The following is a 20,731-nucleotide window of genomic DNA, read 5'->3' as shown; positions in this document are numbered from 1 at the left end:
GTACCAGTTTTACAGCCCTATCGCCTCTTTCAAACTTTTCAGGTAGCGACGACTGACGGGAACGGTTTGCCCGGCACGTAACACCAGCTCGGCCTGGCCGTTATCTTCCAGACGGATCTCCTTCAGGTGCGCCATGTTCACCAGATACTGACGATGGCAGCGGATTAGCGGCGTGCGGCTCTCCAGCGTGCGCAGGGTCAGCTCGGTAAAGCCTTCGTTACCTTCAGCGCTGGTGACGTATACCCCGCTCAGACGGCTGCTGACAAAGGCAACGTCGTCCATTTGCAGGAGGTAAATCCGGCTGTGCCCGGTACAGGGTATAAACTTCAGGGGCTGCTGATGCTCCGGCAGCAGCGTCACGTCCTGCACAGTACGCTCCTGATGCAGGCGGGTCAGGGTCTTTTCAAGCCGTTTCTCTTCAATCGGCTTCAGCAGATAATCAAATGCGTGCTCTTCAAACGCCTTTACCGCGTACTCATCAAAGGCCGTCAGAAAGACGATATAGGGACGGTGCTCCGGGTCGAGCATGCCGACCATCTCCAGCCCGCTGATGCGCGGCATCTGAATATCGAGGAACAGCACGTCCGGGCGCAGTTTATGCACCGCACCGATGCCTTCAATCGCATTGGCACATTCCCCCACAACCTCGATATCACTCTGCTCCTGCAAGAGAACACGCAGGTTTTCCCGTGCTAACGGCTCATCATCGACAATCAGCACTCTTAACATGCGTTCTCCTCCAGCGGCAATCGTAAGGTAATTCGGGTATAGCGGTCTGGCTCACAGGCGACGGTGATACCGCAGTCGTCACCAAAATGCGCGCGCAGACGTTTATCCACCAGGCTCATGCCCAGACCGCCTGACGCGGAAGCTTCATACAGCCCCGCGTTGTCTTCAATATCCAGCACCAGATGGTGGTTAAAACGGGAAGCGGAAATCATAATCTCTCCACTTCCCAGCAGCTGCGACGTCCCATGCTTAATGGCATTTTCTACAATCGGTTGCAGGGTAAAGGCCGGAAGATGCTGATACGCCAGATCGTCCGGGACGGATAACGACACCTGTAAACGTGACTGGAAGCGCGCTTTTTCAATTTGCAGATAGGCGTTTACATGCTCAATCTCGTCCGCGAGGGTGACAATCTCCGAGGGTCGCTTCAGATTTTTGCGGAAAAAGGTCGAGAGAAATTGCACCAGCTGCGCGGCCTGATCGCTGTCGCGGCGGATCACCGCCTTCAGCGTGTTGAGCGCGTTAAACAGGAAATGCGGGTTCACCTGAGCGTGCAGGAGTTTAATTTCTGACTGCGTCAGCAGCGCTTTTTGCCGTTCATACTGCCCCGCCAGGATTTGCGCCGAAAGCAGCCGGGCGATCCCCTCCCCCAGCGTGCGGTTGATGGAGCTGAACAGGCGATTTTTGGCTTCGTAAAGCTTAATAGTGCCCATGACGCGCTGGTTTTCGCCCCGCAGGGGAATGACCAGTGTAGAGCCGAGTTTGCACTGCGGATGCAGGGAACAGCGGTACGGCACTTCATTTCCGTCGGCATACACCACTTCACCCGTTTCAATAGCGCGCAGGGTATAGGCCGAGGAGATCGGTTTGCCCGGCAGATGGTGGTCGTCGCCGGTACCGGTAAACGCCAGCAGCTTCTCGCGATCGGTAATCGCCACGGCTCCGATATCCAGCTCTTTATACAGCACCTGCGCCACCTTCATACTGTTCTCCTCGTTGAATCCCTGCCGCAGGATCCCTTCCGTCGACGCCGCAACTTTTAAGGCGGTGGCAGAAAATGCCGAGGTGTATTTTTCGAACATGGCGCGTTTGTCGAGCAGAATGCGCATAAACAGCGCCGCACCTACAGTATTGGTGACCATCATCGGTGCGGCAATGCTGCTGACCAGATGTAACGCATCGTCAAACGGGCGCGCGATCAGCAGGATGATCGCCATCTGCGCCATTTCCGCCACGAAGGTAATCGCCCCTGCGGTAAAGGGACTGAACACTTTATCCGGGCGACCGCGCTTAATCATATAGCTGTGGACGAGACCACCGAGCAGCCCTTCGACGATGGTGGAGATCATGCAGCTCAGCGCCGTCATACCGCCCATCGAATAGCGGTGCAGGCCGCCGGTTAACCCCACCAGACCGCCGACAACCGGGCCTCCGAGCAGCCCGCCCATTACCGCGCCGATGGCGCGCGTATTGGCGATGGAATCTTCGATATGGAGACCAAACCAGGTCCCCATAATGCAGAATATGGAAAATACGACGTAGCAGAGGAATTTGTGCGGCAGACGGACGGTGACCTGCATCAGCGGGATAAACAGGCGCGTTTTGCTCATCAACCAGGCGATGACAAGGAACACGCACATCTGCTGAAGCAACAGCAGCACCAGATTAAACTCGTACATACTCACAAACCGCACATTCTAAAAACGCGTAACATACACTGATAGCGGTTAACTTTCTTTGAAACGTGCCAAAAAAGCGATAAATCGTGTCCGCCATCACACCTTTTGCCGGAGATAACCTGTCTTTCGTATAATTTGTACAAAAAAGAATCAAATCTTCCTGGTTCCGCAAAGTGGGTCTACAGTTAAGCTGGGGACGCGCAAGCCTGGGGGCGAAAATGGCGCTTTACACAATAGGTGAAGTGGCACTCCTGTGTGATATCAATCCCGTTACGCTACGGGCGTGGCAGCGACGGTATGGATTGCTTAAGCCGCAAAGAACGGACGGGGGGCACCGCCTGTTTAACGATGCGGATATTGACCGGATCCGCGAGATCAAAAGCTGGATCGACAATGGCGTACAGGTCGGCAAGGTAAAATCGCTTCTGAGCCAGGACGATCCAGATACGCAGCTTCTCTGGCGCGAGCAGCAGGAAACGCTGCTGAGGCTGTTGCAGAGTGGCAATTTGCAGCGTCTGCGCGGCTGGATCAAAGAACAGGGTCGAGACTACCCGGCGCAAACCTTGATCACCCATCTTTTTATTCCCCTACGGCGTCGGCTTCAGTGTCAGCAAACCACCTTACAGGCACTGCTCAGCATGCTTGATGGCGTGCTGATTAACTATATTTCCGTCTGTCTTGCCTCAGCGCGGAATAAAAACAGCAAAGATGCGCTGGTGATCGGCTGGAACGTACACGATACCACCCGACTGTGGCTCGAAGCCTGGATTGCCACCCAGCAGGGCTGGCGCGTTGACGTGCTTGCCCACTCCCTGGCCCAGCTCAGACCGGAACTGTTTGAGGGACAGACGCTGCTGGTCTGGTGCGGCGAAGTCCCCTCCGCTTCCCAGCAGCAGCTCCTGACGGAATGGCGCGAACATGGTTATCCCGTTTACTCGCTGGGGCCAAATGCGTCGTAACGGCATTTAATGGTTCATTAACAGCTGCGCTTCACCGTATAATTGTTCCGTTAACAACAGGAGCACATGATGAAGGCAACGAAACTGGCCGTAATTACCCTCTTTGCACTGATGGCCATCAGCGGTATCGGTGGCGTTATGCTTGCAGGTTATTCATTTATTGTTCGCGGCGGTGTTGGCTGAGGTATCCGGCCAGGCGTTCAAACAGGCGATCCACCACAATCGCCGCCAGCGCAACCAGAACCGCCCCCTGAATAATGTAAGCCGTATTAAACCCGCTTAACCCGATAATGATCGGCGTTCCCAGCGTATTGGCTCCGACCGTCGAGGCGATGGTTGCCGTACCAATGTTGATAATCACGGACGTTCGCACGCCGGCGATAATCACCGGTGCGGCCAGCGGCAGTTCGACCTTCACCAGCCGCTGCCAGGCGCTCATCCCCATCCCTTCCGCTACGCTCAGCACCGATGCAGGCACCGCCGCAATCCCCGCCAGCGTCCCTTGCAGAATGGGCAACACGCCGTACAAAATCAGCGCAATGATGGCAGGCTCCTGCCCAAAACCGATCGCCGGCACGGCAATCGCCAGCACGGCCACCGGCGGGAAGGTCTGCCCCGTTGCGGCGATGGTCTCCACCAGCGGACGAAACTCCCTGCCCGCGGGTCTCGTCACCGCAATCCCGGCGCCTGTGCCCAGCACGATGGCAATCACGCTTGACACCGCCACCAGCCAGAAGTGCGCCAGGGTGAGATTAACAAAGCTCTCCTGCTGGTACACCGGGCGCGGCAGCCCGGGGATAAGCGCATTAAACAGCGCCGCGCTGTGCGGCATCAGGTAGAGTAAGGCGATAAACAGCCCTGTCAGCCAGAGTAACGGATCACGGACCCACTTCACGCGTCACCTCCCCCGCCAGCAGATCGCGAAAATGGATCGTCCCGCATGGCGTCCCCTGCCCGTCCGCAACGGGTAATACCTCGCACTGCCGGGCGACAAACGCCGACAGAGCATCGCGCAGGCTCATCCCATCGTGCAGCGGTTCACCACCGATTTGCGCATCGTGCGGACGCAGATAGTCCCTGACGGTGCGCAGCGAGAGCAGCCTGACGCCCAGCTCGCTGCGGCCAAAAAATTCACGCACAAAATCATTCGCTGGCGAGGTTAACAGCTCAAGCGGCGTACCCTGCTGGACGACTTCGCCGTGATCCATCAGTATCAGACGATCGGCCAGCCGCAGCGCTTCGTCGATATCATGCGTCACCAGCACGATGGTGCGCCCTAGAATACGGTGGATGCGGCTCATCTCCGCCTGAAGTGCGCCGCGGGTGACCGGATCCAGCGCGCCGAAGGGCTCATCCATCAGCAGCACCTGCGGGTTAGCGGCCAGCGCGCGCGCCACCCCGACCCGCTGCTGCTGTCCGCCGGAAAGCTGGTGCGGATAGCGGTCGCGAAGCGACGCGTCCAGGCCCAGCAGCGCCATCAGCTCGTCGACACGCTCATTGATCTTCCCCCGGGACCATTTTTCCAGCTGTAGCACGGTGGCAATGTTCTGGGCCACCGTCCAGTGGGGAAACAGGCCGATGGACTGAATGGCGTAGCCCATACGCCGCCGCAGTTCCAGCACCGGCAGGCTGCGGATCTCCTCTCCGGCAAAGCGAATCGTCCCGCTGTCATGTTCCACCAGCCGGTTGATCATCTTCAGCGTCGTCGATTTTCCCGACCCCGACGTCCCGATCAATACCGAGAACGCCCCCTCGGCAAAATGCAGATTGAGGTGACTTGCCGCCGGACGGCCCGCAAAGGTTTTACTCACATCATGAAATTCAATCATTGGCTCTTCTCCTGAGCAGCGCGAGCCACAGGGCAAACAGGGCATCCAGTACGACCGCCAGCGCAATCGTGGGCACAACGCCCAGCAGCACCAGATCCAGCGCGCTGCTGAGCAGCCCCTGGAACACCAGTGCCCCAAAGCCGCCCGCCCCGATCAGCGCGGCAATCACCGCCATCCCCACGGTTTGCACCGTCACCACCCGCAGGCTGCGAACCAGCAGCGGAAGCGCAAGCGGCAGCTGTATTTTCCAGAAACACTGCCGCGCACTCATCCCCATCGCATGAGCGCTTTCCAGCACGTCAGGCGGAACCTGGCTTAACCCCGCCACCACGCCGCGCACCAGCGGCAGCAGCGCATACAGCACAAGGGCGATAAGGGCAGGCGTCAGCCCGGTTCCGGCAATGCCTGCCGCGGCCAACGCAGGGAAGGATTTCACCAGACCGGCCAGGGGGGCAATCAGCAGGCCAAACAGGGCAACGGAGGGGATGGTCTGAATAACGTTGAGCACGGTAAAGACGGCACCCTGGCGGCTGGGATGCCGGTAGCACCCGATGCCCAGCGGCACGCCCAGCAGCAGCGCCGGGATCAGCGTCCCGAACAGGATCGTCAGATGTTGCGCCAGCGCGTTGTCAAACACCTCCTGGCGGTTGGCGTACTCTTTTAACAGCGAGAGTTGATTCAGATCGCCGCTGAAGAGGATCAGCAGAGGGATGACCCAGAATTGCGCGTTCAGCAGCCAGCGCCAGACGGGTAGCGGCGTGAGACGGCGAATGGCATCGCTACAGACCAGCAGACAAAGTGCCAGCCACAGCCACAGCCCGCTGCCAATCGACGTGCGCGCCAGCGGGCTTTCAACCGAGGCCATCTGCGTTGCCGCCTGTCCCGCGCTCCAGAACAGCACAATAAACAGCGCTTCGCTGAGCAGAAGCGTCAGCCACAGGGCGGTTCGCCCTGGCCAGAAGGCTAAGGCTACAGTACTCGCCAGCGCCGCGCCCAGCAGTAGCGGCGTAAATGACCAGATCTGCCAGAGCGCGCGCGGTTCGCCCGACACCAGACGGTTTGGCGCGACATTTACAAAGGGTAACGCGACCGCCGCAATGGCCACACAGGCCAACAGCAGCAAGACGCGGTTATGACATTTTATTGGCACAGCCTTGTCCCGTTACTTCACAAGCCCTTGTTGTTTCAGGAAGTCGGCAGCCACCTTTTTGGCATCCAGCCCCTCAACGGCAATGCTGGCATTCAGCTGTTGCAGCGTTTTCGCATCCAGTTTTTCAAACACCGGTTTGAGCCATTCCGCAATATCCGGGTAGGCTTTTAGCACCGCCTCGCGCACGACCGGGGTTGGGGCGTAAATTGGCTGAACGCCTTTCGGGTCGGTCAGGGTTTGCAGACCAAGCGCCGCGACCGGGCCGTCGGTGCCGTAGGCCATCGCCGCGTTGACGCCGGAGGTTTGCTGTGCCGCCGCCTTAATGGTCACCGCCGTGTCGCCGCCCGCCAGCGAGAGCAGCTGAGACTGATCGAGCTTGAAATCATAGGCTTTTTCAAACGCTGGCAGGGCATCAGCGCGCTCGATAAACTCTGCCGAGGCCGCGAGCTTAAACTCGCCCTTCTCTTTCAGGTAGCGGCTGAGATCGTCAAGCGAGGTGAGCTTGCCTTTCTCGGCAATATCTTTACGCACCGCGATGGTCCAGGTGTTGTTGGCCGGTGCCGGCGTAAGCCAGACCAGCTTATTTTTTTCCGCGTCCAGCTTTTTGACTTTTTCGTACCCGGCTTTGGCATTTTTCCAGGCCGGATCGTTTTCATCCTTGAAGAAGAATGCCCCGTTGCCGGTGTATTCCGGGTAGATATCCAGCTCGCCGGACGTGATGGCACCGCGTACGACAGGTGTGGTGCCAAGCTGTACTTTATTGACCGTTTTCACGCCGTGGCTTTCGAGTACCTGCAAAATGATATTGCCGAGCAACGCGCCCTCGGTATCAATTTTGGAACCCACCTTAACCGGCTCTGCGGCCTGTAGCGGCAGGCTTAGCGCCGCCAGAAGCACCGCCGATCCTGTTATCCCCTTAATAATCGTCATTCTGCTTTCCTCATTATTTTGTGGCCTTTTTCATAGGCTTGAGACAAAAGCGTAGCTTAAAACAGCGAATTTAACCGTTTTTCGTACAAGATGAGAGGCATCCCCCGCCAGACGGGGGATGGGGGGAAGGTAAGATTATTGCAGTTCGAATTCGGCTTTGTTCACGCGGGCGGAATCCACGCCGATGAAGACGTTGAATTTGCCAGGCTCGGCATCGTATTTCATCTGCTGATTCCAGAACTTCAGCGCATTCACGTCAATCGGGAAGCTGACCGTTCTGGTTTCGCCCGGTTTCAGGTTGACCTTCTCGAAGCCGCGCAGCTGTTTCACCGGACGGCTCATGGAGGCCGTGACGTCCTGAACGTACATCTGGATCACCGTCGCGCCTTCGCGTTTGCCGCTGTTGGTCACCTCCACGCTGGCGGTCACTTTGCCGTCACGCTTCAGGGTCGGCGCCGACATTTTGACGTCAGACACCTTGAAGGTGGTGTAGCTCAGGCCATAGCCAAACGGATAGAGCGGGCCGTTAGCTTCGTCGAAGTAACGGGACGTGTACTTGTTCGGCTTGTCGGCGTTATACGGACGACCGGTGTTCAGGTGGCTGTAGTAAACCGGGATCTGCCCGACGGAGCGCGGGAAGGACATCGGCAGCTTGCCGGACGGGTTGTAATCGCCAAACAGCACGTCGGCAATGGCGTTACCGCCTTCGGTACCGGCGAACCAGGTTTCCAGAATGGCGTCAGCCTGCTGGTCTTCTTTCACCAGCGCCAGCGGACGCCCGTTCATCAGCACCAGCACCAGCGGCTTGCCGGTGGCTTTCAGGGCCGCGATCAGATCGCGCTGGCTTTGCGGGATGGTAATGTCGGTACGGCTGGAGGCTTCGTGCGCCATCCCCTGCGCTTCACCCACCACCGCGACCACCACGTCGGACTGCTTCGCGGCGTTCACCGCTTCGTCGATCATCTCTTTCGGCGTGCGCGGATCCACCTTCACCGCTTCCTCGTACTGGTTGAGGAAGGTCACGATGTCTTTATCGTTGGTGACGTTCGCGCCTTTGGCGTAAACCACTTTTGCATTATCACCCACGGCGCTCTTAATGCCGGTCAGCACGGTAACGGACTGATCCGCCACGCCTGCGGCGGACCAGCTGCCCATGACGTCGCGCTTGCTGTCGGCCAGCGGACCAACCACGGCAATGGTGCCGGATTTTTTCAGCGGCAGCGTGTCGAGACGGTTTTTCAGCAGCACCAGGCTTTCGCGCGCTACTTCCCGGGCTTCCTTACGGTGCAGACGGCTTTCGGCGTTAGTGTCCGCCGGGTCTGAATCCTTCGGCCCCAGATGGCTGTAAGGATCGTTAAACAGCCCCATGTCATATTTCACGTTCAGCACGTGGCGAGCGGCGTCGTCCAGCTCTGCCATCGTCACTTTGCCGCTCTTCACCAGCCCCGGCAGGTATTTGCTGTAGTACTCGTCGCTCATGCTCATGTTGATGCCGGACTTGAGCGCCACGCGTACCGCGTCTTCCGGATCGGACGCCGTGCCGTGTTTAATCAGCTCTTTAATCGCGCCGTGGTCAGAGACGGTAATGCCCTTAAAGCCCCACTGGTCGCGCAACACGTCTTTCAGCAGCCACGAATCGGAGGTGGCAGGCGTGCCGTTGAGAGAGTTCAGCGCTACCATCACCGCCCCGCTGCCCGCGTCCAGCCCTGCCTTGTATGGCGGCATGTAGTCGTTAAACAGGCGCTGTGGGCTCATGTCGACGGTGTTGTACTCTTTACCGCCCTCCACCGCGCCATAGGCAGCGAAGTGCTTGACGCTGGTCATGACCGAGTAACGATCTGCCGGGCTTTTGCCCTGCATCGCTTCCACCATGGTTTTGCCCATCGTGGCGGTTAAATACGTGTCTTCACCGAAGCCCTCCGAAGCGCGGCCCCAGCGCGGATCGCGGGAGACGTCAACCATCGGCGCCCAGGTCATATTCAGGCCGTCGTCTGCGGCTTCATATGCCGAAACGCGCCCGACGGTTTTCACCGCATCAAGATTAAAAGAGGAGGCTAAGCCGAGGCTAATCGGGAAGACGGTACGCTGGCCGTGCACCACGTCATAAGCGAAGAACAGTGGAATTTTCAGGCGGCTCAGCTCCATCACCTGATCCTGCATCTTGCGGATATCCTGGCGGGTAACGGTGTTAAAAATGGCCCCTACCTGCCCGTCTTTGATCATCTCGCGAATGGCTTCTTTCGGGTTATCCGGACCGACGCTGATCAGGCGCAGCTGGCCGATTTTCTCATCGACCGTCATCTTTTTGAGTAAATCCGTGACAAAGGCGTCGCGGGCTTCGGGCGTGAGCGGGTGATTACCAAACAAATCCTCTGCCAGCGCAGGTTGCAGCGCCAGGCTGACGGCGACACCTACAGAACATAGCCATTTCATGTTGTTATTCTCTCTCATCAATAACCGCGGGAAGCACCCGGCCAGACCGTGCGAAAAGCGCAGTGTGCCATAAAGCCTGAAAACCTTGCAGGGTTATTCTCTGATTTTTCTCATGAATACCCGACCGCTCAACGGCTAATCGCGCTATGCTTTACAGCGAGAAATTTGCCCCACCACAAGGAGTGGAAGATGTCTTCTGTTCGAACTGACGATAACACTACATTTATTAACGAACTGTCTCGCCTGGTTGGTCACTCTCACCTGCTTACCGACCCGGCCAAAACCGCCCGCTATCGGAAGGGCTTTCGCTCCGGCCAGGGCGACGCGCTGGCGGTAGTCTTCCCCGGTACGTTGCTCGAACTGTGGCGCGTGCTCAGCGCCTGCGTTGCGGCAGACAAGATTATTTTAATGCAGGCTGCGAATACCGGCCTGACCGAAGGCTCCACGCCGAACGGCAACGATTACGATCGTGACATCGTGATTATCAGCACCCTGCGCCTCGACAAACTGCACCTGCTGGACAAGGGCGAACAGGTGCTCGCCTTCCCCGGCACCACGCTTTACTCGCTGGAAAAAGCGCTTAAGCCGCTGGGACGCGAACCGCACTCGGTGATCGGCTCATCGTGCATTGGCGCCTCGGTGATCGGCGGGATCTGCAATAACTCCGGCGGCTCGCTGGTGCAGCGCGGCCCGGCTTACACGGAAATGTCGCTGTTCGCCCGTATCGATGAAAACGGCAAGCTGACGCTGGTTAACCATCTGGGGATCGATCTGGGCGTAACGCCTGAACAGATCCTCAGCAAACTTGACGATGACCGCGTGAAGGACGAAGACGTTCAGCACGATGGCCGTCACGCGCATGACCACGATTACATCACCCGCGTGCGCGATATCAATGCCGATACGCCGGCGCGCTATAACGCCGATCCGGATCGCCTGTTTGAATCCTCCGGCTGCGCGGGCAAGCTGGCCGTTTTTGCGGTGCGCCTCGATACCTTCCCGGCAGAGAAAAAGCAGCAGGTGTTTTACATCGGCACCAATCAGCCGGAGGTGCTGACGGAGATCCGTCGTCATATTCTGGCCGAGTTCACTCACCTGCCGGTGGCGGGCGAGTATATGCACCGGGACATTTACGACATCGCCGAGCGCTACGGGAAAGACACCTTCCTGATGATCGACAAACTCGGCACCGACAAAATGCCGTTCTTCTTCACTATGAAGGGCCGCACCGACGCGATGCTGGAGAAAGTATCGTTGTTCAAACCGCACTTCACCGACCGCTTTATGCAGAAGCTGGGTAACGTCTTCCCGGCGCATTTACCGGAGCGGATGAAGACCTGGCGCGACAAGTATGAGCACCATCTGCTGCTGAAAATGGCCGGGGACGGAATTGCCGAAGCGCAGAGCTGGCTCACCGAATTCTTCAAAACCGCCGACGGGGATTTCTTTGCCTGTACGCCGGAAGAAGGCAGCAAAGCCTTCCTGCACCGCTTCGCCGCGGCGGGTGCTGCCATCCGTTATCAGGCGGTGCATTCCGAAGAGGTGGAGGATATTCTGGCGCTGGATATCGCCCTGCGTCGCAACGATACCGAGTGGTTTGAACATCTGCCGCCGGAGATTGACAGCAAGCTGGTGCATAAGCTCTATTACGGCCACTTTATGTGCTATGTCTTCCATCAGGATTACATCGTCAAAAAAGGGGTTGATGCGCATGCGCTGAAAGAACAGATGCTGGCGCTGCTGCACGAGCGTGGCGCGCAATATCCTGCCGAGCACAACGTAGGACACCTGTACAAAGCGCCGGAGACGCTTAAACAGTTTTATCGCAAAAATGACCCTACAAACAGTATGAACCCGGGCATTGGTAAGACAACGCGGAAGAAATACTGGAAAGAGAGTGCCGAAACAGAGGAACACAATACGCAAGCCTCTGATGAACTCTTATAGCCAAATTTAAGAGATTGTTAAGCCCTCCTCAAACGTACTAGAGTATCTGCCTGTTGCCAGAGAAACGTTTCTCTGGCTTTCCAAACAAGGAGCGGGCAGAACATGTCGGCTGTAGAAATTTTCCCCGAAACTGAAATCGAGGTGCGCGACGCCCTTCCTGACGATGCGCATGCCATCTCGGCGATATACGCCTGGCATGTGCTTCATGGCCGTGCGTCCTTCGAGGAAGTTCCTCCCACCGTCGATGAGATGCGTCAGCGGATGAAGAGCGTGACCGACAGCGGTTTACCGTGGCTGGTTGCGCTGTATCGCGGCATTGTTGTCGGCTACTGCTACGCCACGTTTTATCGTCCACGCCAGGCCTACCGGTACACCCTTGAGGAATCCATCTATGTGGATGCCAGCACTACCGGGCGCGGGTTTGGCTCGGCCTTACTCCAGGCACTGATCGCCCGTTGTGAACAAGGACCCTGGCGGCAGATGATTGCCGTGGTTGGTGACGGAAACAATAATGCGGGATCGTTACGGCTGCATAAAAAACATGGCTTCGAGGTTGTCGGTCAACTGCGCAGCGTGGGGTATAAGAAGGGGGACTGGCGGGATACGTTGATCATGCAGCGTCCACTCAACGATGGTGACTGGACGCTGCCGGAGTAGGCGCTTTCGCCCGGTGGCGCTTCGCTTACCGGGCCTACGTATCGGGGCCGCTTTAGGGCCGTAGGCCGGGTAAGGCGAAGCCGCCACCCGGCACAGACAGGCGGCTCAGTCGTTCTGCGCCGTCGCCATCTGTTCCGCTTTCTGCTTTTTATACGCCAGCGCTGAAGCCGGCACCGGCTGCACTTTCCCGGTTTCAATCCAGGTGCGCAGGCGGCTGGCGTCCGCAAAGTGGGTATATTTGCCGAAGGCATCCATCACCACCAGCGCTACTGGCTTACCGTTAAACACGGTGCGCATCACCAGGCAGTGCCCTGCCGCATTAGTGAATCCGGTCTTGGTTAACTGAATATTCCAGTTATCGCGATACACCAGATGGTTAGTGTTGCGGAACGGCAGCGTATACGCCGGGTTCGAGAATGTCGCCATCTCCTCACGCGTGGTACTGAGCTGACCGATCAGCGGGTATTGCTTACTGGCGATCAGCAGCTTGGTTAAATCACGCGCCGTCGAGACGTTATGAATCGACAGACCGGTTGGCTCCACGAAATGGGTATTTTTCATCCCCAGCGCTTTGGCTTTGGCGTTCATCGCGCGGATAAACGCGTCGTAACCACCAGGATAATGGTGGGCAAGGCTTGCCGCCGCGCGGTTCTCAGAGGACATCAGCGCCAGCAGCAGCATATTTTTACGGCTGATTTCACTGTTCAGACGCACGCGAGAGTAGATCCCTTTCATCTCTGGCGTGTGGCTGATATCCACCTTCAGCTTTTCGTCCAGCGGCAGTCGTGCATCAAGCACCACCATCGCGGTCATGACTTTGGTTATGGAAGCGATCGGGCGCACCAGATCCGGATGACTGGCGTAGATCACCTTGTTGGTATTCAGGTCAACGATCATCGCGCTGCCGGACGCAATCTGGGGTTGCGCAGCAGCGGTGGCGACTGCGGTCGTTTTGGCGATGGCTGGCGCGGTAGCGGAGACGCCCAGCAGCAGCGCAAGACTAAGGAGTGACACTCGAAATTTCAGCATGATGAGACTTCTGATAATGATTCACGCACGTTATGACGTACACCGCCTGTGTCAACGGATAAACACAGGCTGGCTTCGGCATCATAGCGGTCACCGTGCGTTGTCGCCAGCGGAGAATCATAACCAGATGCTGCATTGCTGGCATTTACGCCAGCAATGCAGGGAACTTAAAAGAGACGGTATCCATAACCCCAAAGAATAACTGTCAGGGCCAGTAGCGCTTCCAGGACCAGCACGCCGATGGCAAGCGTAGAGCTGGAGAAGCTCAGGCCCTCTTCTTTATTGATATTGAGGAAGGTTGGCACCCCTACATACAGCAGATAACCGGTGTAAAAGAGGGCAACCGTACCGATCAGCGCGCACAGCCAGACCAGTGGATAGAGCGCGACAATACCGCTTAAAAACAGCGGGGTCGCGACGTATCCGGCGAAGACCATACAGTGTGCCAGCGACGGGCGCTGCGGATAGTTGCGCGCCATCCAGTGGATGACCCGCCCCATCACCGCCACCCCGGCCAGCATCAGGCCATAAAACAGAATGGCCAGGTACAGTCCGGTAAACCAGGAAAGCTGAACCACGGTGCCGTCACCAAAGTTCCAGCCTATCTGCGTAGTACCAATAAACGCGCAGACCACCGGCACCGCTGCCATCAGCAGGACATGGTGGGTATAGTGATGCGCGACCGTTTCGTTCTCGTTACGGATCACCTGCATTTCACGATCGGGATGGGAGAAAAGTCCCCAGACATGGTTCATAACGCCCCCTTGTTGTCGGCCCGTCAGCGATAGCTTAAGTATAATGCAGGCTTTAGATTATTTTATGTACAGTGGGAAATTTCCGTTGATTGCCGCGCGGTTGATGGATGGGGTATATGATTAACGCAGGCACAGTAAGGGAGATGACGTTTACGTAATGGATATCAACGGTCTTATTGAACAATATGGATACGCCGCGCTGGTGATCGGCAGCGTCGCGGAAGGCGAAACCATCACGCTGCTGGGCGGGGTGGCCGCACATCAGGGATTGCTGAAATTCTCGCTGGTGGTCGCCGCCGTCGCGTTGGGCGGTATGATTGGCGATCAGCTGCTCTACTTTCTGGGGCTGCGCTTTGGCCCGACGCTTTTGCAACGTTTTGCTAAGCATCAAAAGAAAATTCGCCGTGCTCAGCGGCTTATCCAGCGACGTCCCTGGCTGTTTGTGATTGGTACCCGCTTTATGTACGGCTTTCGCATCATCGGGCCAATACTGATTGGCGCGAGCCGCTTACCGCCGAAAATCTTCCTGCCGCTGAACATTCTCGGGGCGATTGCCTGGGCGCTGATTTTCACCACGCTTGGCTACGTGGGTGGCGAAGTAATAGGTCCGTGGCTGCATAATCTCGATCAGCATCTTAAACACTGGGCCTGGTTGATCCTGGTTGTTGCAGTGGTGATTGTGGTACGGCTGTGGATGCGGCACAGAGAGAAGAGGCGGGATCAGGAGTGAGTGCGGCCTGATGCCCTCACCCCGGCCCTCTCCCACAGGGAGAGGGGGTTTTTAGTTCCCTCTCCCACAGGGAGAGGGTTAGGGTGAGGGGAACCTATCCCTCCGGCTTAAACTGCGGATTCGCCAGCATAAAACCGCCGTCGACGATAAACGACTGCCCGGTGGTGTAGCTGGCGTCGCTGTCACACAGCCACGCCACCAGGCTGGCAATTTCTTTGGTATGCCCTGGCCGTGCCAGCGGGATTTCCGGCATTGCGCCTTCTTTCACTTCGCTGTCGTCCATATCATTCATCGGCGTGGCGATCGCTCCGGGCGCAACGGCGTTCACCAGAATCTTATGTTTAACCAACTCCAGCGCCATCGACTTTGTTAACCCGCCCAGCGCATGTTTGGCCGCCGTATAGGCGCTGGCGTCCGGCAATGGCGTATGTTCATGCACCGAGGTGATATTCACGATCCGCCCCCCTTCCCCCTGCTTCACCATCTGACGCGCCGCGATTTGCGAGCAGAGAAACGCGCCGTCCACGTCAACGGTGAATATGTGCCGCCAGTCGTCAAACGACAGGTCCAGAAATGGCGCTTTATTCATCGCCCCGGCATTGTTAACCAGCACATCCAGCCGCCCGAAACGCGTAATCAGGGTTTCAATGGCCTTTGCGCCTTCCGGCAAATTGCTTAAGTCGAGATGAATGGCCTCGGCACGCTGCCCGCGCGCTTCAATTTCACGGCAGGTTGCCAGCGCCCCTTTCTCATCTGAATGCCAGGTTACTCCGACATCAAACCCGCGTTCGGCCAGCATCAGGGCCGTCGTTTTGCCAATTCCTGAATCCGATGCGGTAACAATTGCGACTCGCGTCATACTCACCTCCTGATAATCTGCAAAGAGGTAAGTATAGATAATGCGCAATGTTAGCCGTGATGATATCCGCCACCCAGCGCGGAGGTGAGCTGGAGCGTGGCATCCACGTACTGACCTTTCAGCATCAACCCGGTAATACGCTCTTTGAGCGCCGGAATTTTTGCTTCACTCACCCGGGAGCCGGCAATGATCCCGGCGCTGAAACGCGCCTGTGCCAGCGCAACGACGCGCGCCGCATCTTTTTCGATCTGCTGCTGGTGCTGATTTTTGGCGGTCAGCGTTTCCACTTCGCTGGCCGTCCGGGCAACCTGGTTTACGGCATCTACCACGGCCTTGTTGTAGTTCGCCACGGAGAGGTTGTTTTGCGCCTGGGCGATATCCAGGTTCGCATTCAACCGACCGCTGTCAAAAATTGGCAGCGTCAGCCCGGCGGTTACGCCCATTTGCTGCGCAGATGAGCGGAACAGGTCACTCAGGTGCAATGCATCCTGCTGCAAGAATGCCATCAAATTGATGTCAGGGTAGAACGCGGCTCTGGCGGCATCCACTTCGCTCATGGATGCTTCGATATACCAGTGCGCCTCCTGCAAATCCGGGCGCCGAGCCAGCAGTTCATAACCGAGCGTTGATGGCAACGACGCCTCTGCGTCAGGTAAGGCATGCCGGGCGAGCGTGACTGAAGGGGTATGGGTCAACGCATTCAGACGCGCCTCAATGACCTTCATTTTGCCGTGCACGTCAGCGAGCTGTTCATCGGTTTTGCTGGCATTAATATCCGTTTCAACGCCTTCCACCGAGGAGGTAATGCCGTGCTGATAAAGCTCACGATCGGCACCGATGATATTTTCCTGCTCCCGTTTGATTTGCGCGAGTACGTCACCCACCGCGGCCTCGGTCTGCCAGTCCCAGTACAGCCGCGCGACGCTGCTGGCGAGCAGCTGGCGGGTCTGCTCCAGCTCCGCTTTTTGCGCATTCACCTGACCGATGCGGGCCTCAATTTGGGCGCGGTTTTTACCCCATAAATCCAGATCCCAACCCGCCGTCAGACCAAAGGTGCCGTTGGTGTACCAGGGGCCGGTTGTCCCCGCCGCCGGGTCGGTCAGCGCAAATGGCCCCATCAGCCCCTCTGCCGACATTTTTTGCCGTTCAACATCTGCGGAAAAATCCAGCTGTGGACCCTCAGCAGCGACAGCGGCTTTCGCCTGTGCTTCCGCCAGGGTGATACGCTGACGGGCAATTTGCATATCCGGCGCATCCTCCAGCGCTTTGTCGATCAGCGCGTTGAGCTGGGGGTCGTTAAAGTCTTTCCACCATTCGCTTTTTGGCCAGTCGGCATGACGCAGTTGGGTATTTACAGCTGCGGCGGCGGCTTGCGTTTTTACTGGAGACACCGTGGCATGTTCCGGCGCGCAGGCGGCCAGCATAAAAACAAGAGGAGCACTCAGAGATAAAGTAAGAGAACGTTTCATTACGCCATGAACTCAAAAAAATAAAGGCGCAACTTACGCTTACTGACGTTCCGTTTTTTAGTAACGCGTGGCAATCCGCATATTGTTATACATTTTCATATCCGGAAATTTATTCTCCAAGACAATGATTTAATTTCATGTATTCATGCTAATTATGAATTGGCTGCTACACTTACTTCGACAGACATACGCAGGAGAGGCGAATGAAAATATTATTGTGGGTTATTTTGATTATATTTCTGATAGGGCTGCTGGTGGTAACCGGCGTATTTAAGATGATTTTCTGATTCTGTTGCCCGGCTCCGCGCCGGGCAAACACTTCACACTTCGCTCAGGATTTTGACTGGATCACCCGGGCAATATCCGCAGACGTCTGTAGGGTACGGATCTCCTGAAATAATCCCAGCGCGTCGTCGTACTCTTTACGCAAATAACTCAGCCACTGCTTAATGCGCGCGACGTGATACAAGCCGGTATCGCCCTGCTTTTCCAGCCGCGTGTATTTTTGCAGTAGTTTCACCACATCCGCCCACGGCATCCGCGGCTCATTATATTTCACCACCCGGCTGAGGTTCGGCACGTTCAGCGCACCGCGGCCAATCATCACGGCATTACAGCCGGTCTCTTTGAGGCAGGCCTGCGCGCTCTCATAATCCCAGATTTCGCCGTTGGCAATCACCGGGATCGTAAGCCGTTTGCGGATCTCGCCAATCGCCTGCCAGTTAATGCGCTCGGCTTTATAACCATCCTCTTTGGTTCGCCCGTGCACCACCAGCTCGGTGGCGCCCGCCTGCTGCACCGCGTCAGCAATTTCAAACTGCTTGTCGTCGCTGTCCCATCCCAGACGCACTTTGACCGTCACCGGCAGGTGCGATGGCACCGCCTCACGCATGGCCTTTGCGCCGCGATAAATCAGCTCCGGATCTTTAAGTAGCGTCGCCCCCCCGCCGCTGCCGTTGACCAGCTTTGACGGACAGCCGCAGTTAAGATCGACGCCGTACGAACCAAGCGCTACCGCGCGGGCGGCGTTTTCAGCCAGCCACTCAGGATACTGGCCGAGCAGCTGGACACGCACCAGCGTACCGGACGGGGTACGGCTCTGACGATGCAGTTCCGGGCAGAGACGATAAAATGATTTTTCTGGCAGCAACATATCGACCACGCGCAGAAACTCCGTCACGCAGAGATCGTAATCGTTCACCTCGGTAAGCAGCTCGCGCACGAGAGAGTCGAGCACACCTTCCATCGGGGCCAGTAAAACACGCATTCTGAGTACCTGTGAAAAAAGACGCGCTATAGTAGCTGCTCTCTATGTATGTTGAAAGCCCGGCGTTCCATTGCGGAATGTCTGGTATGCCCAAAATTCATGATGTGATCCGTGGCACATTTTCAGGTTTAATTGTATGATGAATACGTCTCAGCAAGGACTTTCACCATGAGCAAATCACTGAATACTATCTGGCAATACCTTCGCGCCTTCGTCCTCATTTATGCCTGCCTGTACGCCGGCATTTTTATCGCTTCGCTGCTGCCGATTACGATACCCGGCAGCATTATCGGCATGCTGATCCTGTTTGTGCTACTGGCATTACAGGTGCTGCCCGCGAAATGGGTTAATCCGGGGTGCTTCGTTCTCATTCGCTATATGGCCCTGCTTTTTGTGCCTATCGGCGTTGGGGTGATGCAGTATTACGATGTGCTTAAAGCGCAGTTCGGCCCGATTGTGGTCTCCTGCGCCATCAGTACGCTGGTGGTATTCCTGGTCGTCAGCTGGAGTTCACACATTGTGCATGGCGAACGCAAGGTCGTCGGGGAGAGAACAAAAAAATGATGGCGAATATCTGGTGGTCCCTGCCGTTAACCCTGGTGGTGTTCTTTGCTGCGCGTAAGCTTGCGGTGCGTTTCAAAATGCCGTTGCTCAACCCGCTGCTGGTCGCCATGGTGGTGATTATTCCTTTTCTGCTGCTCACCGGCATTCCTTATGAGCGTTACTTCGCCGGGAGCAAGATCCTCAACGATTTGTTGCAGCCTGCCGTGGTGGCGCTGGCGTTTCCTTTATATGAGCAACTGCATCAGATCCGCGCGCGCTGGAAATCCATCATTACCATCTGCTTTGTGGGTAGCCTTGTTGCGATGATCACCGGTACCTCGGTGGCCTTATTGATGGGCGCGTCGCCGCAGATCGCCGCCTCTATCCTGCCTAAATCCGTCACCACGCCGATTGCCATGGCCGTGGGCGGCAGCATCGGGGGCATTCCGGCCATCAGCGCCGTGTGCGTGATTTTCGTCGGTATCCTGGGCGCGGTGTTTGGTCATACGCTGCTGAATATCATGAAAATTCGGACCAAAGCGGCACGCGGTCTGGCGATGGGTACCGCCTCGCACGCGCTGGGCACCGCACGCTGCGCGGAACTGGATTATCAGGAAGGGGCATTCAGCTCGCTGGCGCTGGTGATCTGCGGGATTATCACTTCCCTGGTCGCGCCGTTTATCTTCCCGATTATTCTGGCAGTCATGGGCTAAAATTTGCGATGCGTCGCGCAAATTTCATTTTCATTTCATAAGTTGCACACATAATGAGATTTGGATCACATATAAAGGCCGTACGGCTCCGTACACTACCGATCCATTAACCTTGATGAGGCAACGTCATGCATCCACGTTTTCAAGCTGCTTTCTCTCAGCTTGCAGAGAATTTGCAATCAGCCCTGGCTCCGGTTCTGGCGGATGCGCATTTCCCCGCCCTGCTGACGGCAGATCAGGTCACGGCCCTTAAACAGGCAACGGGGCTGGACGAAGACGCGCTGGCTTTCGCCCTGCTGCCCCTTGCGGCTGCCTGCGCCCGCGCTGACCTTTCCCATTTTAACGTAGGCGCAATTGCGCGCGGCGTGAGCGGAACCTGGTACTTCGGCGGAAACATGGAGTTCATCGGTGCGACCATGCAGCAAACCGTCCACGCGGAGCAGAGCGCCATCAGTCACGCCTGGCTGCGCGGCGAAAAAGCCCTGCGCGCCATCACCGTCAACTATACCCCTTGCGGCCACTGCCGCCAGTTTATGAATGAGCTGAACAGCGGTCTTGAACTGCGTATCAACCTGCCGGGACGCGCACCGCATACGCTGGGTGATTACCTGCCGGATGCTTTCGGCCCGAAAGATCTTGAGATCAAAACCCTGCTGATGGACGAGCAGGACCACGGTTATGCGCTCTCGGGAGATGAGCTGAGCGAAGCGGCCATTGCCGCCGCCAATAAAAGCCACACGCCATACAGCAAATCTCCAAGCGGCGTCGCCCTTCAGTGCCGCGACGGCCGCATCTTCACCGGCAGCTATGCAGAGAACGCCGCATTTAACCCGACGCTGCCTCCGCTCCAGGGTGCCCTGAACCTGCTTAGCCTGAACGGGTATGACTACCCGGATATTCAGCGCGCAATCCTGGCTGAAAAGGCCGATGCGCCGCTGATCCAGTGGGACGCGACCGCAGCCACGCTGAAAGCGCTGGGCTGTTCAACCATCGACCGCGTGCTGCTGGCATAATCTGTTCGGCGGGCAGAGTTGCCCGCCAGTCTGACGAAAA

The 20,731-nt window shown here is 57.1% G+C and carries 21 protein-coding genes; 9 read left to right on the top strand and 12 right to left on the bottom strand.

The window, feature by feature from the left end:
• Positions 1 to 9 precede the first annotated feature (9 nt).
• Positions 10 to 729 carry a two-component system response regulator BtsR gene (gene btsR, locus O1722_RS07805; protein ID WP_015572336.1) on the bottom strand — a complete coding sequence of 240 codons (720 nt, stop codon included), beginning with the start codon at positions 727 to 729 and terminating at the stop codon, positions 10 to 12.
• Complete coding sequence (locus O1722_RS07800) at positions 723 to 2,408, bottom strand: sensor histidine kinase (protein WP_033487342.1); 1,686 nt, start codon at positions 2,406 to 2,408, stop codon at positions 723 to 725. Before O1722_RS07800 ends, btsR begins: the two co-directional genes overlap by 7 nt.
• Before the next feature lie 218 nt (positions 2,409 to 2,626).
• Here O1722_RS07800 and mlrA point away from each other — a divergent pair, with 218 nt between their 5' ends.
• Positions 2,627 to 3,367, top strand: a complete 741-nt coding sequence (gene mlrA, locus O1722_RS07795; protein ID WP_017693055.1) for an HTH-type transcriptional regulator MlrA — start codon at positions 2,627 to 2,629, stop codon at positions 3,365 to 3,367.
• 69 nt (positions 3,368 to 3,436) lie between these two features.
• Positions 3,437 to 3,550, top strand: coding sequence for a protein YohO (locus tag O1722_RS07790; protein WP_017383372.1), 114 nt, complete (start codon positions 3,437 to 3,439; stop codon positions 3,548 to 3,550).
• On the opposite strand, the gene O1722_RS07785 is transcribed toward O1722_RS07790, so the two are convergent.
• The 5 genes from O1722_RS07785 to bglX form a co-directional block, all read right to left on the bottom strand.
• Positions 3,525 to 4,262 carry an ABC transporter permease gene (locus O1722_RS07785; RefSeq protein ID WP_017383373.1) on the bottom strand — a complete coding sequence of 246 codons (738 nt, stop codon included), beginning with the start codon at positions 4,260 to 4,262 and terminating at the stop codon, positions 3,525 to 3,527. The two genes, O1722_RS07790 and O1722_RS07785, sit on opposite strands and share 26 nt — an antisense overlap.
• Positions 4,246 to 5,196: an ABC transporter ATP-binding protein gene (locus tag O1722_RS07780; RefSeq protein WP_032654271.1), complete on the bottom strand. Its 951-nt coding sequence runs from the start codon at positions 5,194 to 5,196 to the stop codon at positions 4,246 to 4,248. Before O1722_RS07780 ends, O1722_RS07785 begins: the two co-directional genes overlap by 17 nt.
• Positions 5,189 to 6,346 (bottom strand): ABC transporter permease, encoded by a 1,158-nt coding sequence (locus O1722_RS07775; protein WP_033487343.1) that lies wholly within the window; start codon positions 6,344 to 6,346, stop codon positions 5,189 to 5,191. The genes O1722_RS07780 and O1722_RS07775 overlap by 8 nt, the downstream gene beginning before the upstream one ends.
• 12 nt (positions 6,347 to 6,358) lie before the next feature.
• Positions 6,359 to 7,276, bottom strand: coding sequence for a glycine betaine ABC transporter substrate-binding protein OsmF (gene osmF / locus O1722_RS07770; RefSeq protein ID WP_015572333.1), 918 nt, complete (start codon positions 7,274 to 7,276; stop codon positions 6,359 to 6,361).
• Between the two features lie 135 nt (positions 7,277 to 7,411).
• Complete coding sequence (bglX, locus tag O1722_RS07765; protein WP_023304110.1) at positions 7,412 to 9,709, bottom strand: beta-glucosidase BglX; 2,298 nt, start codon at positions 9,707 to 9,709, stop codon at positions 7,412 to 7,414.
• Positions 9,710 to 9,898: 189 nt separating this feature from the next.
• Between bglX and dld the strand changes: the two genes are divergently transcribed.
• Together dld and O1722_RS07755 are read left to right on the top strand one after the other, a co-directional pair.
• Positions 9,899 to 11,656, top strand: coding sequence for a D-lactate dehydrogenase (gene dld / locus O1722_RS07760; RefSeq protein WP_015572331.1), 1,758 nt, complete (start codon positions 9,899 to 9,901; stop codon positions 11,654 to 11,656).
• 102 nt (positions 11,657 to 11,758) lie between these two features.
• On the top strand, positions 11,759 to 12,313 hold the full coding sequence (locus O1722_RS07755; RefSeq protein ID WP_017383377.1) for a GNAT family N-acetyltransferase: 555 nt from the start codon (positions 11,759 to 11,761) through the stop codon (positions 12,311 to 12,313).
• A gap of 105 nt (positions 12,314 to 12,418) precedes the next feature.
• Here O1722_RS07755 and pbpG read toward each other — a convergent pair whose 3' ends face one another.
• The gene (gene pbpG, locus O1722_RS07750; protein ID WP_015572329.1) at positions 12,419 to 13,342 is read right to left on the bottom strand and encodes a D-alanyl-D-alanine endopeptidase; all 924 of its coding nucleotides are present in this window, start codon (positions 13,340 to 13,342) and stop codon (positions 12,419 to 12,421) included.
• A gap of 167 nt (positions 13,343 to 13,509) precedes the next feature.
• On the bottom strand, positions 13,510 to 14,097 hold the full coding sequence (locus tag O1722_RS07745) for a Yip1 family protein (RefSeq protein ID WP_003859296.1): 588 nt from the start codon (positions 14,095 to 14,097) through the stop codon (positions 13,510 to 13,512).
• Between the two features lie 157 nt (positions 14,098 to 14,254).
• Here O1722_RS07745 and O1722_RS07740 point away from each other — a divergent pair, with 157 nt between their 5' ends.
• Positions 14,255 to 14,827 carry a DedA family protein gene (locus O1722_RS07740; protein WP_032669483.1) on the top strand — a complete coding sequence of 191 codons (573 nt, stop codon included), beginning with the start codon at positions 14,255 to 14,257 and terminating at the stop codon, positions 14,825 to 14,827.
• Positions 14,828 to 14,921: 94 nt separating this feature from the next.
• On the opposite strand, the gene O1722_RS07735 is transcribed toward O1722_RS07740, so the two are convergent.
• Both O1722_RS07735 and mdtQ read right to left on the bottom strand, forming a co-directional pair.
• Positions 14,922 to 15,686 (bottom strand): SDR family oxidoreductase, encoded by a 765-nt coding sequence (locus tag O1722_RS07735; RefSeq protein WP_072203318.1) that lies wholly within the window; start codon positions 15,684 to 15,686, stop codon positions 14,922 to 14,924.
• A gap of 50 nt (positions 15,687 to 15,736) precedes the next feature.
• Positions 15,737 to 17,155: a multidrug resistance outer membrane protein MdtQ gene (mdtQ, locus tag O1722_RS07730; protein ID WP_033487345.1), complete on the bottom strand. Its 1,419-nt coding sequence runs from the start codon at positions 17,153 to 17,155 to the stop codon at positions 15,737 to 15,739.
• Positions 17,156 to 17,358: 203 nt separating this feature from the next.
• Here mdtQ and yohP point away from each other — a divergent pair, with 203 nt between their 5' ends.
• On the top strand, positions 17,359 to 17,442 hold the full coding sequence (gene yohP, locus O1722_RS07725; protein ID WP_015572324.1) for a small membrane protein YohP: 84 nt from the start codon (positions 17,359 to 17,361) through the stop codon (positions 17,440 to 17,442).
• Positions 17,443 to 17,486: 44 nt separating this feature from the next.
• Here yohP and dusC read toward each other — a convergent pair whose 3' ends face one another.
• The gene (gene dusC / locus O1722_RS07720; RefSeq protein WP_015572323.1) at positions 17,487 to 18,422 is read right to left on the bottom strand and encodes a tRNA dihydrouridine(16) synthase DusC; all 936 of its coding nucleotides are present in this window, start codon (positions 18,420 to 18,422) and stop codon (positions 17,487 to 17,489) included.
• 168 nt (positions 18,423 to 18,590) lie between these two features.
• Here dusC and O1722_RS07715 point away from each other — a divergent pair, with 168 nt between their 5' ends.
• The 3 genes from O1722_RS07715 to cdd all read left to right on the top strand — a co-directional run bounded on the left by O1722_RS07715 (position 18,591) and on the right by cdd (position 20,691).
• Positions 18,591 to 18,986: a CidA/LrgA family protein gene (locus O1722_RS07715; protein ID WP_032671768.1), complete on the top strand. Its 396-nt coding sequence runs from the start codon at positions 18,591 to 18,593 to the stop codon at positions 18,984 to 18,986.
• The gene (locus tag O1722_RS07710) at positions 18,983 to 19,678 is read left to right on the top strand and encodes a CidB/LrgB family autolysis modulator (RefSeq protein WP_015572322.1); all 696 of its coding nucleotides are present in this window, start codon (positions 18,983 to 18,985) and stop codon (positions 19,676 to 19,678) included. Before O1722_RS07715 ends, O1722_RS07710 begins: the two co-directional genes overlap by 4 nt.
• 128 nt (positions 19,679 to 19,806) lie before the next feature.
• Entirely contained in the window at positions 19,807 to 20,691 is an 885-nt protein-coding gene (cdd, locus tag O1722_RS07705) for a cytidine deaminase (protein ID WP_017693047.1), read from the top strand.
• The last annotated feature ends 40 nt before the right edge of the window (positions 20,692 to 20,731 follow it).

It is taken from the genome of Enterobacter cloacae complex sp. HYC003_NIDB (genome assembly GCF_056673375.1).
Note: the sequence above shows the minus strand (reverse complement) of the source record. Positions and strands in the feature narration are given on the sequence as shown.

Coding starts and splice junctions, on each gene's coding strand:
- btsR (WP_015572336.1), bottom strand. CDS start 729: ATGTTAAGAGTGCTGATTGTCGATGATGAGCCGTTAGCACGGGAAAAC.
- O1722_RS07800 (WP_033487342.1), bottom strand. CDS start 2,408: ATGTACGAGTTTAATCTGGTGCTGCTGTTGCTTCAGCAGATGTGCGTG.
- mlrA (WP_017693055.1), top strand. CDS start 2,627: ATGGCGCTTTACACAATAGGTGAAGTGGCACTCCTGTGTGATATCAAT.
- O1722_RS07790 (WP_017383372.1), top strand. CDS start 3,437: ATGAAGGCAACGAAACTGGCCGTAATTACCCTCTTTGCACTGATGGCC.
- O1722_RS07780 (WP_032654271.1), bottom strand. CDS start 5,196: ATGATTGAATTTCATGATGTGAGTAAAACCTTTGCGGGCCGTCCGGCG.
- osmF (WP_015572333.1), bottom strand. CDS start 7,276: ATGACGATTATTAAGGGGATAACAGGATCGGCGGTGCTTCTGGCGGCG.
- bglX (WP_023304110.1), bottom strand. CDS start 9,709: ATGAAATGGCTATGTTCTGTAGGTGTCGCCGTCAGCCTGGCGCTGCAA.
- dld (WP_015572331.1), top strand. CDS start 9,899: ATGTCTTCTGTTCGAACTGACGATAACACTACATTTATTAACGAACTG.
- O1722_RS07755 (WP_017383377.1), top strand. CDS start 11,759: ATGTCGGCTGTAGAAATTTTCCCCGAAACTGAAATCGAGGTGCGCGAC.
- pbpG (WP_015572329.1), bottom strand. CDS start 13,342: ATGCTGAAATTTCGAGTGTCACTCCTTAGTCTTGCGCTGCTGCTGGGC.
- O1722_RS07745 (WP_003859296.1), bottom strand. CDS start 14,097: ATGAACCATGTCTGGGGACTTTTCTCCCATCCCGATCGTGAAATGCAG.
- O1722_RS07740 (WP_032669483.1), top strand. CDS start 14,255: ATGGATATCAACGGTCTTATTGAACAATATGGATACGCCGCGCTGGTG.
- O1722_RS07735 (WP_072203318.1), bottom strand. CDS start 15,686: ATGACGCGAGTCGCAATTGTTACCGCATCGGATTCAGGAATTGGCAAA.
- mdtQ (WP_033487345.1), bottom strand. CDS start 17,155: ATGAAACGTTCTCTTACTTTATCTCTGAGTGCTCCTCTTGTTTTTATG.
- yohP (WP_015572324.1), top strand. CDS start 17,359: ATGAAAATATTATTGTGGGTTATTTTGATTATATTTCTGATAGGGCTG.
- dusC (WP_015572323.1), bottom strand. CDS start 18,422: ATGCGTGTTTTACTGGCCCCGATGGAAGGTGTGCTCGACTCTCTCGTG.
- O1722_RS07715 (WP_032671768.1), top strand. CDS start 18,591: ATGAGCAAATCACTGAATACTATCTGGCAATACCTTCGCGCCTTCGTC.
- O1722_RS07710 (WP_015572322.1), top strand. CDS start 18,983: ATGATGGCGAATATCTGGTGGTCCCTGCCGTTAACCCTGGTGGTGTTC.
- cdd (WP_017693047.1), top strand. CDS start 19,807: ATGCATCCACGTTTTCAAGCTGCTTTCTCTCAGCTTGCAGAGAATTTG.